Genomic DNA, 14,663 nt, shown 5'->3' with positions numbered 1-14,663 from the left:
ATACTCGCGGGCATGACGACGAGCTACGACGCGGTGGTGCTGGCGGGCGGCGAGGCCAGGCGGCTGGGCGGCACCGACAAGCCCGCGCTCGCGGTCGGCGGCCGGATGCTGCTCGACCGGGTGCTCGCCGCGTGCGCGGCCGCCGACCGTACCGTCGTGGTCGGACCGCGCAGGCCGACCGCCCGGCCGGTGCGGTGGACCCGGGAGCAGCCCGCGGGCGGCGGCCCGCTGCCCGCACTCGCCGCGGGGCTCGCCGCGCTGACCGGCGAGGACCGCCCGGCAGCGGTCGTCGTCCTCGCCGCCGACCTGCCGTTCCTGACGGCACGCACGCTGACCGCGCTCACCGACGTGCTCGGCGACGCGCTCACCGGCGCCCGCACCGGCGCCGAAGCCTGCGAAGGCGTCCTGCTCACCGACCCCGCGGGACGCGACCAGCCGCTGGCGGCGGCCTACGCGGCGGAGCCGCTGCGCCGCGAGATCGCCCTGCTCAGCACCGAGCACGGCACCCTCGCCGGGCTGCCGCTACGGCTGCTGACCGGGGAACTGACGCTGCGCCGGATCGCCGACCCCACAGGCGAGGCCGGCTTCGACTGCGACACCTGGGACGACGTCGCCGTCGCCCGGGCGCGGCTGGACGGGGAGTCCAAGGGGTGAGCCTGGGTGGCTTGCGGGGGCGGATCGGGGACGATGTGCGTGTGGTGGACGAATGGATCGCAGCAGTCAAGACCGAATTGGGCATCGACCTCGACGTGGACACCGGGGTCCTGCTCGATCTGGCACGTGACGCGGCACACGGGGTTGCCCGGCCGGCCGCGCCGCTGACCACCTTCCTGGTGGGATACGCGGCGGCGCAGGCGGGCGGCGGACCCGAGGCCGTACGGGAGGCGGCGCGGAAGGCCGCGGACCTGGCCCTGCGCTGGACGGAGGAGTCGGGCGGATGAGCGGCCCACGCGAGTACGGCCGTCCGGGCGCCGACGCCGCGGACCGGGCACTGGACGACGCCCTGGCGCTGGCCAACAGCCCGGGCGCCGGCGGCGCCTCCGCGCGCCCGCCCAGCACCGACCCCCTGGTCGTCGCCCTCGGGCACGAGCCCGGCGGCGCGGCCCCGGCCCGTACGCCCGCACCGGCCCGGCCCGCCGCAGACGCCGTCCCCTGGCCCGAGGCGCGGCGGATCGCGCGGCAGGTGGGCCACAGGCTCGACGCGCGGGCGCTGCCGCTGGGCGAGGACGTCCTCGGCATGGCGCTGGCGCGCTCGCTGGTGGCGCTCACCGACCTGCCGTCGTTCGACTCCTCGGCCATGGACGGCTGGGCGGTGGCGGGCCAGGGGCCGTGGCGGCTGAAGGGCCAGGTGCTCGCCGGGCAGCAGCGCTCGGCCGACGCGCTGCTCGGCGGCCACGCCATCCGTATCGCCACCGGGGCCGTACTCCCGCCGGGCACCACCGCGGTGCTGCGCAGCGAGCACGGCGGCACCAGGAGCAGGACCGACGGCGAATGGCTGCACGTCCTGGCGCCGCACCCGGCTCCCCGCTCCGGCCAGGAGATACGGCGCAGGGGCCAGGAATGCCGCGGCGGCGACGAACTGCTGCCCGCGGGCACGCTGGTGACCCCCGCGGTGCTGGGCCTGGCCGCCGCCGCGGGATACGACGAACTGACCGTCACCATGCGTCCCCGGGTGGAGATCCTGGTGCTCGGCGACGAACTGCTGGACCACGGGCCGCCGCGGGCCGGCCGGGTGCGTGACGCGCTCGGCCCGATGCTGCCGTCCTGGCTGCGCGGGCTCGGCGCGGACGTCACCGGTGTGCGGCGGCTGGTGGACGACGCGGGGGTGCTGCTCGCCGCCGTGGTGGGGAGCACCGCGGACCTGGTGGTGACCACCGGCGGCACGGCGGGCGGACCGGTCGACCACGTCCATCCGGTGCTGGCGAAGATCGGCGCGAAGCTGCTGGTCGACGGGGTGGCGGTACGGCCGGGGCACCCGATGCTGCTGGCCGGACTCCCTTCCGGCGGGCTGCTGGCCGGGCTGCCGGGCAATCCGCTCGCGGCCGTCGCGGGGGTGCTCACCCTGGTGGCTCCCGTGCTGCGCACCCTGGCCGGCCGGCCGGTGCCGGCGCCCTACGCCGCCCCGCTCACCGCGGACGTACCGGGGCACGCGGTGGACACCCGGCTGGTCCCGGTCGTCTTCGACGACGAATCTGCCGCCCGGCCGCTGCAATTCACCGGCCCCGCGATGCTCCGCGGACTGGCCGCGGCCGACGGCATGGCGGTGATCCCGCCGGGCGGCGCGAGAGCGGGCCAGGAGACGGCGGTCCTGGACACGGGCGCGCTCGCCCCGGCATGGGGGAGCGGTACATGACGCCACCAGGCGACGGCGAACCGCAGGACCCTCCGATCGACGATCCGTCACCGGCCGCGCCCAGAGGCTACAAAGTGGCCTTCCCGCGGCCCGCGGCCGGGCCGTTGGTGCAGGTCACACGGCGCGTGGTGCTGGCGCTCCTGGTGCTGGCCATCACCGTGGTGATCGTCTACGCCGACCGGGGCGGCTATCACGACAACGCCGACAATTCCGTGTCCTTCCTGGACTCCCTGTACTACTCCACGGTGACGCTGTCGACGACCGGCTACGGCGACATCGTCCCGTACAGCACCGGAGCGCGGCTGAGCAACACTTTCCTGGTGACGCCGCTGCGGGTGATCTTCCTGATCATCCTGGTCGGCACGACGCTCGAAGTGCTGACCGAGCGCACCAGGGAGCAGTTCCGCCTCACCCGTTGGAGAAGAACGTTGCACGATCATGTGGTCATCGTGGGGTACGGCACCAAGGGCCGGTCGGCGGCGCGGACGCTGCTGGGGCGGGGTGTGCCGCCGGAGCGGATCGTGGTCGTCGACCCGAACCCGAAGGTGGTGCAGGCCGCGACCGAGGAGGGTTACGTGGCGGTCGCAGGCGACGCGACCCGCAGCGAGGTGCTGCGCAGGGCCGAGGCGCAGCGGGCCCGGCAGATCGTCATCGCCGCCCAGCGCGACGACACCGCGGTCCTGGTCACCCTGACCGCCCGGCAGCTCAACCGGCAGGCGCACATCGTGGCCTCGGTCCGCGAGGAGGAGAACGCCCCGCTGCTGCGCCAGTCCGGCGCCGACGCCGTCATCACCAGCTCGGGCGCCGCCGGACGGCTGCTCGGGCTGTCCGTGCTCAGCCCGAGCGTCGGCCAGGTGATGGACGACCTGATCACGTACGGCAGCGGTCTGGACCTCATCGAGCGGCCGGTCGCCGGGTCCGAGGTGGGCATGGCGCCGCGGGATGTCCGTGACCTGGTGGTGTCGGTGATACGCGACGCGCGGCTGCTGGACCACGACGATCCGGAGGCGGCGCCGCTGCGGGCCGCCGACCGGCTGATCGCGATCCGCCGCGCGACCGACGGGCCGGCCGCCGCACCGCTCGGCTGACCGGCGCGGCCGTACGGTCAGCGCCCGGGTGTCGCCAGCCGGGCTGCGGCCTGCGCGCGGGCCGCTTCGAGCACCGCGAGCAGCAGCGACTTGCTGGAGCTGCGTTCGCGGACGTCGCACAGCAGGACCGGGGTGTCGGGGCCAAGGTCGAGCGCGTTGCGCACCTGCTGGGCCGAGCAGTCGCGCTGCCCGTTGAAGCAGTTGACGCCCACCGCGAAGGGGATGTCGCGGGCTTCGAAGAAGTCGATCGAGGCGAACGACGCGTCGAGCCGGCGGGTGTCCGCGAGCACGATGGCCGCGAGCGCGCCGGTGGACAGGTCGTCCCACATGAACCAGAAGCGGTCCTGCCCGGGCGTACCGAACAGGTACAGCACCAGCTCGGGCGCGATGGTGATGCGGCCGAAGTCCATGGCGACGGTGGTCGAGGTCTTGCCCTCGACGCCCGACAGATCGTCCACGCCGAGGCTCGCCGTTGTCATGCGTTCCTCGGTCTCCAGCGGGGGCACCTCGCTGACCGAGCCCACCATGGTGGTCTTGCCGACGCCGAAACCGCCCGCGATGAGGATCTTGAGCGCGGTCGGCATGACCGGCTCAGAGCCGACGGATACCATTCATCACCCTTTCGATGAGTTCCACGCTCGGCCGGTCTTCCTGCCCGGGCGGCGCCTGGACCAGGATGAGCGAGGCGTTGAGCAGATCCCCGCAGAGGATCTTCACCACGCTCACCGGCAGGTCCATATGCGCGGCGATTTCGGCGATCGCCACCGCCCGGGTCCGGCACAGGTCGAGAATCTGGTTGGCCTCTGGCTCCAGATGGTCATGCTCGATTCCGTGCACGGACCGCGCGGCTACCAGCGTGATCAGTGTGAAGGTGTGCCGACTGTGCCGGGTACGGCCGCCCGTGATGGCATAAGGCCGCAGATGACGTCCGGCCTCCACACCGTCGTGCCATCGGGGTTCACGCATCCTGTATGCGACCACCGGAGGTCTGCACGCGGGGTGCGGCACTCAGGTACGCGCCGACCTGCTTGACGAGCGTGCCCATCTCGAATGCCATCATCCCGACATCGACCCCTTCCGTGGCGATGGCCGCCAGTCTGGCGCCCCGTCCCGCGGCGGTGACGAAAAGGAAGGCCTTCTCCATCTGGATGACCGTCTGCTGGACCTCGCCGCCCTGGAAGTGGCGTGCCGCCCCGCGGGCGAGGCTGTGCATACCCGATCCGACCGCGGACAGATGCTCGGCGTCGTCCCGACGCAGGTCCTTCGACTTGCCGATGAGGAGACCGTCACCGGACAGCACGATGGCGCAGCGGATCTCTGGAATCCGGTCCACCAGCCCGTCGAGGAGCCAGTCCAGCTGAGGACCGGGTTGTACCTGCTCAGTCATTGCGTAACATTCCCTCACAGTTGGTTGGCACCCGAGCTCCTCGAATCCGGCCGTCCCTCCGTCGCGCCCGGCTCGTCGGTCTCGGACATCCTGGCCCGCTCCAGCCCCTGCTGAATGGCGATCATCGCGCGGGCCGACGCGTCAGGGGAAATGACGCCGTTGTCCCCCCCGCTGCCGTCCGGCCGGTCCTGTGTGTAAGCGGCCTCCCTGCGCAACTGCGTGGCGAGGCTCGCTCCCCTGGTCCGCTGGGGCAGGACCTGGGGGGTGGTCAGCGGGTGTTGTGCGTCCTGCGCAGGCACATTACCGGTGGGCATGGTGCCGGTGGGCACATTGCCGGTCGGAGTGCGTCCCGTGGGTACGTTGCCGGTGGGCATGCCGTACCCTGCAGGCGGATTCCCGCCGGACGCGGCGGACACAGGCCGCCCCGTCCCGCCGGAATCGGTTCCGTAGTGCGCCGGGTGCTCCTGGGCGGGTGCCCATTCGGACGGGCCGGGCGCGGGTGAGGCGGGTTGATCCGAAGCGGCGGGCAACAGACCGGGACCTCCGTATTCGGGGAAGCCGCTGTAGTCCGGGACACGGGTGTGCGTGAGGGGGTGGGCCTCGTTCTGCGGGATCACCCGGCCGCCGTCGGGCATGATGACGCCCGCGTTGCCGCTGCGCAGCCCCGCTCCGCCACCCGCCGCGCCGCCGCCCGTGCCCGCGGCGGGACCGCGGTCGGCGGCCACGAGCACGCCGCTGTCCAGGGCGGGGGCCGCGGGCCGCGGCGCCTCGGAGACCAGGTTGCGCGGTCCCTCGCCGGCCGCCGTGCTGACGGCGCTCGCGCCGGCCGCCGACCTGAGCTGGTCGAGGACCGGAGAGTCGACCTCTTCGAGCAGTGCGGCCGGCAGCAGGACGACGACGAGCGTGCCGCCGTAGACCGAGTCGCGCAGCTCGACCTTGATCCGGTGCCGCTCGGCGAGCCGGGCGACCACGAAGTGGCCCAGGCGCGGGTCCTCGCTGAGCGCCGTCATGTCCAGCCGGGGCGGATTGGCGAGCAGCTCGTTCGCGTGGTCCAGCAGTTCCTGCGGCATGCCGAGGCCGTGGTCCTCGATGTGGACGACCAGGCCCTTGCCCACCTTCGACGCGCTGACGAACACCTGGGTGTCGGGCGGCGAGAAGCTCGTACCGTTCTCGATGAGTTCGGCGAGCAGGTGGGTGACGTCCGCGACGGCCCGCCCGGCAAGGGCGAGCTGACGGTCGGCCGGCATGTTCTTGACCTTGACGCGGGTGTACGACTCCGTCTCCGCGACAGCGCTGCGCATCACGTCGATGATCGAGACCGGGGCGGTCATCTGGCGGCTCGGTGCGGCGCCGCTGAGGATGACCAGGCTCTCGGCGTGCCGGCGGACACGGGTCGCGAGGTGGTCGACCTTGAAGATGTCCTTGAGCAGGTCCGAGTCCTCGTGCTTGCGCTCGAGGTCGTCGAGCAGCGAGATCAGCCGGTGGATCAGGATCTGGGTACGCCGGATGAGCTGGGCGAAGACCTTCTCGGTGCCCTCGCGGCCCAGCGACTGCCGGATGACGGTGTCCGCGGCGACCCGGCCGAGCTGGTCGATGGCCCCGGCGATCCGCTCGATCTCGTCGGTCGCCTGATGGCTCTGCGGTGCCAGACTCGGCCGCGGGACGCGCTCGCCACTTTCTATTCGCGCCAGCAGCCGCGGCAGCCACACACCGGACAGCTCGTTGGTGCGCGCCTGGAGGTCGGAGAGCCGGCGCAGCGTCGAGCGGCGGGAGCGCAGCGCGAGCAGCACGCCGGCGGCGAGCGCGGCCAGGGTGGCGCCGGTGCCGATGAGCACCGCGATCAGCTGGTCGTTGGCGCCGTCCGAGGCGATGTCCGCGAGGTCGGCGAGCGAGTCGGAGCCGAGGCCCTGCAGGTCCGCGGTGAGCGCGTCGGCGGCGGTCGGCCACTCGGCGGCGAGCTGCGGCAGCGCCGTGCCCTGCCCGGTGGCCACCGCGTCCTCGATGCGGCTGACGGTGTTGGACTGCGCGTTGTCCGCGATGCGTGCGGCGGAGGTCGCGGCGCCGCCCGGCAGGTCGCCGATGGTCAGGTCGGTACGCAGCTGGCGCTGGATCGCGAGGTATTCGCCGAACTGGCCGCGGGCCGTGGCGGAGAGCTGGTGGGCGGGCAGCGCGGCGGACAGGACCGCGTCCTCGCGGGAGAGCATTTCGGTGATCTGTGCGACGGAGGCGGTGGCGGTCGCGCCGTGGACGAGGCGCCCGTCGTCACTGCGCGAGGCCGCGCTGACCAGGCCGATGCCGTTCGAGACGGTGTCGGTGAAGAACTGGAAGGCGTCGGTGGATGACAGGCTGTGGCCGTCGATGGCGCTGCGCCGCTCGGGCAGGAAGACCAGGGCGTCCCCGAGGGACTTGGACCAGCTCTGCAGGCCCGAGCTGTTCAGCCCGGAGGCCTTGCGGTACTTCTGCACCGCGGCGTCGGTCTTGGTGCGCGCGGTGTCGAGGTCCTTGCGGGCGGAGGAACTGCCGCCCGCCTGCCAGACCGCGGTGAGCCGGCGCTCGGTCTGCAGCCGGGAGACGACGTCCTGGGCGGGCCGGGCGACGGACGAGGTCCGGTCGGCGGCGGCGTGCAGGTCGATCTGCCGGCTGACGAGTCCGTCCGCCGTGTAGCCCCACAGCCCGCACAGGCAGACGGCGGGAACGACAAAGGGCAGGACGAACGAGGAACGGAGAGATCTGCGCGGGACGGAACGATGACGTGTCCGCCGGTCGCGGGTGCCTGGCATCTGATTCCTCGTACGGCAGCGGAACGCTGGTTCATTAAGGGACAGTTGCGAATTTGCCGGTCTTTCCTCCGGCGCGGCGACTTGACTCACCGTCAACGAAGTCGGCTACCGGGCTGACCCTATCAGGATCATGGCCTACCGTCAGCATCCGCCGGTGGCAACTGCCAGGACGACGGTATCCTCCGGCGGCCCCTCCCCGGCCCCCTCCCCGGCCCCCTCTCCGGCCCCCTCCCGGCCGGCCCCCGCGCCCTCCCCGGTCACCGCCGGGAACGTCACAGAAGAGCGAGCAGCTTGGGCGTGTAGAGCGCTCCCACGGTGCCGATGCCGGCGACCATGTCGAAGTAGATCGAGGTCAGTTCGGGGTCGGTCTGCACGGCCCGCAGCAGCGACAGGCGCTGCTCGTGGACTTCGAGGCGGGCCACGGCCAGGGTGGATTCGTAGCCGGGGGTCAAGGTCGCGTCCCGCTCCAGGGCGTAGTCGCGCAGCGCGGCGTCGAGCAGGGCGGGGTTGCCGCCGAGCCGGTCGGCCGTGTGGCGTACCAGCGACTCGGCCTGGAAGAAGGCGTCGCTGATGCCGCGGGCGGTGATCGAGTCCTTGTGGTGGCCGGCGTCGCCGACCAGCGCCCAGCCGGGACCCGCCGTCTGGCGGAAGTAGTTCTGCTGGTCGCCGGTGCCCCTGAGGCGTTCTGCGGGCTCCTTGCCGTCCATCCGGTCGTAGAGGGCGGGCGCGGTGGCCCTGACGTGCTCCAGATACGCCCGTTGCGCGTCGGTGCGCACCCGCTCGAAGCGGTCCTGCGGGAAGTAGGCGAGGACCAGGGTCAGGCCGTCGTTCGTCGCCACGGCCGCGGTCCAGGTGGACGGGCCCTCGTACAGTTCGAGCCCGGCCGGCACGTCCTGCCAGTACGTGTAGTACGCGCAGGTCAGCCGCGGGTCCACCACGGTGAACGGGGCCTCCGCCAGGGTGGCGACCGCCGAGCGCATGCCGTCGGCGCCGATCACGAGGTGGGCGCGCTCGGTGAACGACCCCTGGCGGTGCCTGCCCTGCACGCCGACGACCCGGCCCGACGCGTCCCGCAGCAGGCCGGTCACCTGGCAGCGGTCGCGGTACTCGACGCCGGCCGCCACCGCCGCCTCGACCAGGATGGCGTCCAGCACATGGCGCCGGGGTGCGAACCCGGCCCGCTGGCCCTCCACTCCGCGCGCGCAGCCCTCCAGCCGGACGTCGGCGAGTTCGTAGCGCGCGTGGTCCAGCGGCGGGCAGCCGGAGGCGCGGACGCGGTCCAGCAGGCCCCAGCGGGCGAGTGCGGCGACGCCCGGCTGGTGGATGAGGTGGGTGGACAGCGTGTCGGTGCCCGAGGGCGCCCTGTCCAGCAGGAGCACGCGATATCCCGCGCGGGCGAGCAGCATGGCGGTGGGCGCTCCGGCGCAACGCGCGCCCACCACAATGGCGTCGAACATCAGGTGCCTCACAACAGATGTCGGGTCGGTGGGTGTCGTGGTGCTGTACCGCGGGGTACGGCCCGGCCGCCGGTGATCAGCGGGAGTGCCCGAATTCGCCGAGCAGGGCCTTGCGGTCGATCTTGCCGTTGTTGTTGAGCGGAAGGGTGTCGAGCACGGCGATTCTGCGCGGCAGCATGTACGGCGGCAACTGGCCGCCGAGATCCGTGTACAGCCGCTCCGGCTCGCAGCCGGTGCCGCAGACCGCGGCCGCCAGCTCGGGCTCGCCGTCGTCGGCGGTGGGCACCGCGAGGACGATCGCGTCGCGCACGCCGGGCTGGCGCCGCAATACGGCCTCGATCTCGCCGAGTTCGATCCGGTGGCCGCGGACCTTGACCTGGTGGTCGGTACGGCCCAGGTGGATCAGCAGGCCGTCGCGGACCGCGACCCGGTCGCCGGTGCGGTACCAGTGCTTGTCGGTCGGCGCACCCGTCGGGTCCGCGTACGCGGTCTGCCGTGCCGCGCCGTCGGCAGGGTGCGGGTCGGGTATCAGGAAGCGGCCGGCGTTGTTCGCCGGGTCCTGGTAGCCCGGGAAGCGCAGCGGGCCGCGGACGCACAGCTCGCCGTTGTCGCTCGGCCGGCCGTCCTCGTCCAGCAGTACGAAGTCCACGATCGGGTAGCAATTGCCGATCGGCGCGATGCCGTTGGGCGTCTCGGGCCAGGCGGCGGGGTCGTCGGGCATGCGGTAGGCGGTGCAGGAGATGGTGAGTTCCGTCGGGCCGTAGAGGACTTCCATCCGGCTCGCGGGCGCGGCCGTCCGCCATTGCGCGGCGGCGGCCAGCGGCAGCGGCTCACCGCCGAAGATGCTCCAGCGCAGCGTCGGCATGCTGCCCGGCTTGAGGGTGCCGAGCCGGGAGGCGAAGGAGATCAGCGACGGCACCGAGAACCAGTGCGTGAGCCGCAGGTTGTTGACGGTGCGTACCGGCGACAGCAGCTGGCTGCGCATCGGCACCACGAGGGTGCCGCCGCCGGCCCACGCGACGAAGATGTCGTGCACCGAGCCGTCGAAGGTCAGCTCGAAGCTCTGCGACAGCCTGCTGCCGGGGCCGATGTCGTAGCGTCCGGCGACCTGGCCCAGGTACGAGCAGATGTTGCTGTGCAGGATCGGCACACCCTTGGGGGCACCGGTCGAGCCGGAGGTGAAGATGATGTACGCGGTGTCGCCGGGGCCGGCCGGGGGGTACGGCAGTTCGGGCGCCGGCTCCAGGGCGAGGGCCGCCAGCTCCTCGGCGCCGACGGCGAGCACGGGTACGGCGGGGGGCGCCGTCCGTACGGCCTCCGCGCCCGCGGTGTCGGCCAGCACCAGCTCCAGCCGCGCCGACTCGACGATCTCGGCCGTACGCGCCGGGGGGTGCTCGGGGTTGAGGGGGACGACGGTGCCGCCGGCCCGCAGAATGCCGAGGTAGCCCGCGTAGGCGGTCACCGAGCGGCCGACCAGCAGCCCGACGCGGCTCGGCGCGCTGCCGCCGGCCGCCGCGACCAGCCGCGCGGCGATCCGCTCGGCCAGATCGCGCAGTTCGCCGTACGTCAGGTGGTCCTCGCCGACTTCGAGCGCGACGACCTCGTGGCCGTGTTCGGCGGCCGAACGGGCGAACCACTCGTACATGGTCTGCGGGTCGCTCATCGGGCAGCCGCCTCCAGGGTCCGCGTCCACGCGCGCAGTTCGCCGACCGTACGCAGCCGGCCGAACTCGTCGGGGTCCACGTCCTGCTCGGACCGCTTGGCCAGCTCGACCAGGATGCGCAGCTTCGCCAGCGAGTCGATGCCTATCTCGGTGAGCGTCGAACCGTCGTCGAAGCCGGTGCGGGCGTGCTCGCGCAGCATCCACGCCGCCAGGTCGGCGTCACCGGTGTGCTGCTCCTCGCCGGGCCAGTAGCGCTTGGTCTGCCACGGGTAGTGCGGCAGCGGGACGAAGCGGCCCGGCTCCCCGAAGACCTCGGACCAATGCAGGTCCTCGCCCTTGCGGTAGCGGTCGGCCAGGCCGGACAGCGGCAGCCCGCCGATGCCCTGGAATCCGGTGAGCGCCTCGGCCATGTCCTCGTGGCTCGCGCCGACCACTGCCAGGCGGTGGGTGTGGTGCTGGCGGCGGGTGGCCGCGCTGAAGCAGATGTCACGCAGCGCGAAGGACGGGCCCCGTCCGCCGGGTCTGAGGTAGTCGGCGTACAGCCGGGCCAGGTCCTCCAGCGCGGCGGCGCTACGCGCGGAGAGCACGAGTACGTAAGGCACCCCGGGCATCGGCCCTGGGTGCGCGGGGGCGGTGTCGGCCTGGCGGACCACCACGTGGGCGTTGAGCGCGGACGAGCCCTGGCCGGAGATTCCGGCCACCGCGGGGCGGCCCAGATCGGGCAGCGCGTACAGCCGATCGGGCACCATCAGCGGCAGCGCGCCCCAGGCGACCCTGGGGTTGGGGGTGATGGCATGGAGGCTGGCGGGGACCTGGCGGTTCTCCAGGCAGAGCACCGCCTTGACCAGTCCCGCCAGACCGCCGGCCGCCTCGGCGTGCCCGATGTTGCTCTTGATCGAGCCGACCAGCAGCGGGCGTCCCGCCGGGCGTCCGGCGCCCAGCACCTCGCCGAGCGCGGTCAGCTCCAGCGGGTCGAGCGCGGGGGAGCCCGAGCCGTGCGCCTCGACGTAGTCCACGTCGGCGGGGTCGATACGGGCGTCCTCGTACGCCCAGCGCAGCACTTCGAGCTGGCCGGCGAGCGAGGGGTTGAGCACGCTGTCGCTGGTGCGGCCGTCGTTGCCCACCGCGCTGCCGGCGATGACGGCGCGGACGCGGTCGCCGTCGGCGAGGGCGTCGGTGAGGCGCTTCAGTACGACGACGGCCACCGCGTCGCTGGGCGCGTGGCCGTCGGCGAATGCGTCGCCGAACTTGCTGCGGCCGTCGGGCGACATGCCGCCGGCCTGGCTCATGACGACGCCCTCGTCCGGGCGGAGTGCGATGTTCACCCCGGCGGCCAGCGCCAACGGGCTCTCCCCGGCCCGCAGACTCTGCACCGCCTGATGCACCGCCACCAGCGAGGACGAGCAGGCCGTGTCGACGACGACGCTCGGCCCGCGCAGGTCGAAGACGTGCGACACCCGGGCCGGCAGCAGCGAGCGGAAGTTGTTCAACTGGGCCGCGGTCGCGTTCTCCAGGCCCTGACGGAAAGTCAGCTCCAGATAGTCGGCGCGGGCGTTGCCGACGAAGACGCTGGTCCTGCTGCCCGCGATCAGGTCGGGGCGCTGGCCGGCGTCCTCCAGGGCCTCCCAGGTCGTCATCAGCAGCAGCCGCTGCTGCGGGTCGAGTTCGACGGCCTCGGTCGGTGACATGCCGAAGAACTCGGCGTCGAAATCGGCGATGCCGTCGACGTAGCCCGCGCGGCGGCTGGCGAGCCGCCCCGGCTCCGGGGAACCGGCGTGCAGGGCGTCGGCGTCGTAACGGTCGAGGGGCGTCTCGCTGGTGGCGTCCACGCCGTCCCGCAGCAGGGTCCACAGCTCATCAGTCCCTGACGCACCGGGTAGTCGGCAGGCCATGCCGATCACCGCTATGGACCGTTCGTCCACGTCCGACCTGATCATGGAACAACTCCTTCGATACTTCGCCACTGTGCGTACGGGACGGCGCCGTTGAGCTTGCCGCATGGAATCGGAGTGGCCGCACCCGGCCTTGCGCCCTCTTGAGACGGCGACACCTGCAGACTTCTCCTGCCGTCCACCGGCACCGTCGTACCGCCGGACGGCCTGCTTCCGGGCGGTACGGGGGATCGGTTGCGGAGCGATCGGCACCGCACACCGTCGCCGCGCTGGTCGCTCGACGGGGCGGTGTCCATGTGCCGTCGTTCCTCACCGGATCGGTGGGCAGTCACCTCGCACGGGGCAATGTGGACACCCCGGTCGGAATGGATCTCGGCGTGAAATAGCGCATAATTCCATGGCTGTAGCAGCTCTGCCGCTGCGTGCAGAGGGATGCCCGCAGCTCGAACCGCACTTGCCCCACCCCACCGTGTCCTCTTTCGCAGGTACATCGGACAACATGGCACGCACGGGCCCCCATGCGACACATGCGTCGCACCCGCCTCCCCGTCAGCAGGCACTCGAACTGGGGTTCGACTGCACCGCTGGTGGGCCAGGTCGCGCGTGGCAGCGTCGAGAACCGGCCCACCGCACGATTGTCATACGCATAATCGATTCTGCTCGATTGGCGCTTGAAGATTGGCGGGAAGTGATCGCCGAAGGTTGAAACCTGGAATTAGTTGGACAGACTTACGAGTTGGGCAGCTCGGAGGGGACCGCTGGCGGCGGGGCGGTCACGGGGTGCCAGGGGCGTGTACTCTCGGTGGTCGGCACATCACCGGCGAGACGCGTGATACGGCCAATTCCCGATCGGGCGATCCATGGGGGCCAGGGTTCTGCTTTCATCTGATCTCATGAATCCCTTGTCCTCCTCGGATCAGGCCAACATGGCCGGCGAGCAGCGGAAGCTGCGGCTACAGGTTCTCGGCCTCAACACCGTTGAAGCGGAAGCCACCTTCGACCGCGTCGCCCGGATCGCGGCCAGTCTGACCAAGTCGCCTCTCGCCATGGTCAACTTCATCAACGACGAGCGCCAGATGTTCCGCGGCATGTATGTACCGCCGTCCTCGCCCGACGCGCCGATGACCGGAGGCGAGAGCAACGGCATCGTCTTCGACCTGAGCAGCGTCGCTCGCGAGGCGGGCAATGACTACGGCTTCTGCCCGCACGTCGTGGCCCAGGGTTCCCAACTCGCCCTTGACGACGTCTTCGACTACCCCCGTTTCAAGGGCAACCCTCTTGTCAACGACATGGGAGTGCGCTCCTACCTGGGCACTCCGCTGCGCGACAACACCGGCATGATCCTCGGCACCGTCTGCGTCGCCGACGTCAAGCCCCGCACCTGGGACCGCGAGCTGCGGGAGGGCATGCAGGAACTTACCGAAACCCTCCTGTCGGACTTCAAACTGCGCGACAGCCTCCTCGCCCAGCAGCAGGAGCTGTTTTCGGTCTTCGACGGAGCACCTTTCCCCATCATGCTCACCGAGGGCCCGCACCACCTCCTGCGCTACGCCAACGGTCGGCAGGGCTCGGCCTTCGGCATGGTCCCGCAGTTCAGCCCGGGCCGGCACGTGCTGCCCACGCTGGAAGCCATCGGCGTCTTCAACGCCATGGACGATGCCTTCCGCACCGGCCAGGCCACCATGCTCAACCGGGCCTCGGTCGCGACCTACGACATGGGCCTCCCGCAGGACTTCAACTTCCTGTGCACCCCGGTGCGCACCTCCCCCAGCGCGCCCATCAGCGGTGTGCTGACCGTGGCCATGAACGACACCGGGCAGTCCTACCCCGGTTCCGACCAGCAGGCCTTCGCGGCCAACGTCCAGGAGCGCTTCGAGCGGCTCGGCGCCGGCGGCCTGCCCGGCGGCCCCGCTCCCGGCCACCACTGAACACCCGTGCCGCACACAACACCGCGTGGCGCCCCCGGCGGCGCGCACCGACGTCGTGACCACGGGCTCGGGCGGCGGGACCCCCGAGCCCTTCGCCCTGCGGCGGGCGCCCCGG

The 14,663-nt window shown here is 72.1% G+C and carries 10 protein-coding genes and 1 pseudogene; 4 read left to right on the top strand and 7 right to left on the bottom strand.

Going from position 1 to position 14,663, the window contains the following annotated elements; genetic code table 11:
* Positions 1 to 12: 12 nt before the first annotated feature.
* The 3 genes and pseudogenes from OHA86_RS18480 (at position 13) to OHA86_RS18470 (ending at position 3,441) form a co-directional block, all read left to right on the top strand.
* Positions 13 to 941: pseudogene (locus OHA86_RS18480) on the top strand (DUF6457 domain-containing protein).
* Positions 938 to 2,353: a molybdopterin molybdotransferase MoeA gene (locus tag OHA86_RS18475; RefSeq protein ID WP_329176773.1), complete on the top strand. Its 1,416-nt coding sequence runs from the start codon at positions 938 to 940 to the stop codon at positions 2,351 to 2,353. The pseudogene OHA86_RS18480 and the gene OHA86_RS18475 overlap by 4 nt, the downstream one beginning before the upstream one ends.
* Positions 2,350 to 3,441: a potassium channel family protein gene (locus OHA86_RS18470; protein WP_329176771.1), complete on the top strand. Its 1,092-nt coding sequence runs from the start codon at positions 2,350 to 2,352 to the stop codon at positions 3,439 to 3,441. The genes OHA86_RS18475 and OHA86_RS18470 overlap by 4 nt, the downstream gene beginning before the upstream one ends.
* Before the next feature lie 17 nt (positions 3,442 to 3,458).
* On the opposite strand, the gene OHA86_RS18465 is transcribed toward OHA86_RS18470, so the two are convergent.
* The 7 genes from OHA86_RS18465 to OHA86_RS18435 form a co-directional block, all read right to left on the bottom strand.
* Entirely contained in the window at positions 3,459 to 4,052 is a 594-nt protein-coding gene (locus OHA86_RS18465; protein ID WP_329176770.1) for a GTP-binding protein, read from the bottom strand.
* The gene (locus OHA86_RS18460) at positions 4,033 to 4,407 is read right to left on the bottom strand and encodes a DUF742 domain-containing protein (protein WP_329176769.1); all 375 of its coding nucleotides are present in this window, start codon (positions 4,405 to 4,407) and stop codon (positions 4,033 to 4,035) included. Before OHA86_RS18460 ends, OHA86_RS18465 begins: the two co-directional genes overlap by 20 nt.
* Positions 4,400 to 4,828, bottom strand: coding sequence for a roadblock/LC7 domain-containing protein (locus OHA86_RS18455; RefSeq protein ID WP_329176768.1), 429 nt, complete (start codon positions 4,826 to 4,828; stop codon positions 4,400 to 4,402). Before OHA86_RS18455 ends, OHA86_RS18460 begins: the two co-directional genes overlap by 8 nt.
* A gap of 14 nt (positions 4,829 to 4,842) precedes the next feature.
* On the bottom strand, positions 4,843 to 7,608 hold the full coding sequence (locus tag OHA86_RS18450; RefSeq protein ID WP_329176766.1) for a nitrate- and nitrite sensing domain-containing protein: 2,766 nt from the start codon (positions 7,606 to 7,608) through the stop codon (positions 4,843 to 4,845).
* 272 nt (positions 7,609 to 7,880) lie between these two features.
* Entirely contained in the window at positions 7,881 to 9,065 is a 1,185-nt protein-coding gene (locus tag OHA86_RS18445) for an NAD(P)/FAD-dependent oxidoreductase (protein ID WP_329176765.1), read from the bottom strand.
* A gap of 76 nt (positions 9,066 to 9,141) precedes the next feature.
* The gene (locus OHA86_RS18440; protein ID WP_329176763.1) at positions 9,142 to 10,728 is read right to left on the bottom strand and encodes an amino acid adenylation domain-containing protein; all 1,587 of its coding nucleotides are present in this window, start codon (positions 10,726 to 10,728) and stop codon (positions 9,142 to 9,144) included.
* Positions 10,725 to 12,665, bottom strand: a complete 1,941-nt coding sequence (locus tag OHA86_RS18435) for a beta-ketoacyl synthase N-terminal-like domain-containing protein (protein WP_329176761.1) — start codon at positions 12,663 to 12,665, stop codon at positions 10,725 to 10,727. Before OHA86_RS18435 ends, OHA86_RS18440 begins: the two co-directional genes overlap by 4 nt.
* An 848-nt stretch (positions 12,666 to 13,513) precedes the next feature.
* Between OHA86_RS18435 and OHA86_RS18430 the strand changes: the two genes are divergently transcribed.
* Positions 13,514 to 14,548, top strand: a complete 1,035-nt coding sequence (locus OHA86_RS18430) for a GAF domain-containing protein (protein WP_329176760.1) — start codon at positions 13,514 to 13,516, stop codon at positions 14,546 to 14,548.
* Positions 14,549 to 14,663: the final 115 nt, after the last annotated feature.

Origin of the sequence: Streptomyces sp. NBC_01477 (genome assembly GCF_036227245.1) — a bacterium.
GTDB lineage: Bacteria > Actinomycetota > Actinomycetes > Streptomycetales > Streptomycetaceae > Actinacidiphila.
The sequence above is the reverse complement of the archived record's forward strand: the minus strand, read 5'-3'. Positions and strand labels throughout refer to the sequence as shown.

Excerpts from the sequence above, each read along its gene's own strand:
- OHA86_RS18475 (WP_329176773.1), top strand. The coding sequence starts at position 938 with ATGAGCGGCCCACGCGAGTACGGCCGTCCGGGCGCCGACGCCGCGGAC.
- OHA86_RS18470 (WP_329176771.1), top strand. The coding sequence starts at position 2,350 with ATGACGCCACCAGGCGACGGCGAACCGCAGGACCCTCCGATCGACGAT.
- OHA86_RS18465 (WP_329176770.1), bottom strand. The coding sequence starts at position 4,052 with ATGGTATCCGTCGGCTCTGAGCCGGTCATGCCGACCGCGCTCAAGATC.
- OHA86_RS18460 (WP_329176769.1), bottom strand. The coding sequence starts at position 4,407 with ATGCGTGAACCCCGATGGCACGACGGTGTGGAGGCCGGACGTCATCTG.
- OHA86_RS18455 (WP_329176768.1), bottom strand. The coding sequence starts at position 4,828 with ATGACTGAGCAGGTACAACCCGGTCCTCAGCTGGACTGGCTCCTCGAC.
- OHA86_RS18450 (WP_329176766.1), bottom strand. The coding sequence starts at position 7,608 with ATGCCAGGCACCCGCGACCGGCGGACACGTCATCGTTCCGTCCCGCGC.
- OHA86_RS18445 (WP_329176765.1), bottom strand. The coding sequence starts at position 9,065 with ATGTTCGACGCCATTGTGGTGGGCGCGCGTTGCGCCGGAGCGCCCACC.
- OHA86_RS18440 (WP_329176763.1), bottom strand. The coding sequence starts at position 10,728 with ATGAGCGACCCGCAGACCATGTACGAGTGGTTCGCCCGTTCGGCCGCC.
- OHA86_RS18435 (WP_329176761.1), bottom strand. The coding sequence starts at position 12,665 with ATGATCAGGTCGGACGTGGACGAACGGTCCATAGCGGTGATCGGCATG.
- OHA86_RS18430 (WP_329176760.1), top strand. The coding sequence starts at position 13,514 with ATGAATCCCTTGTCCTCCTCGGATCAGGCCAACATGGCCGGCGAGCAG.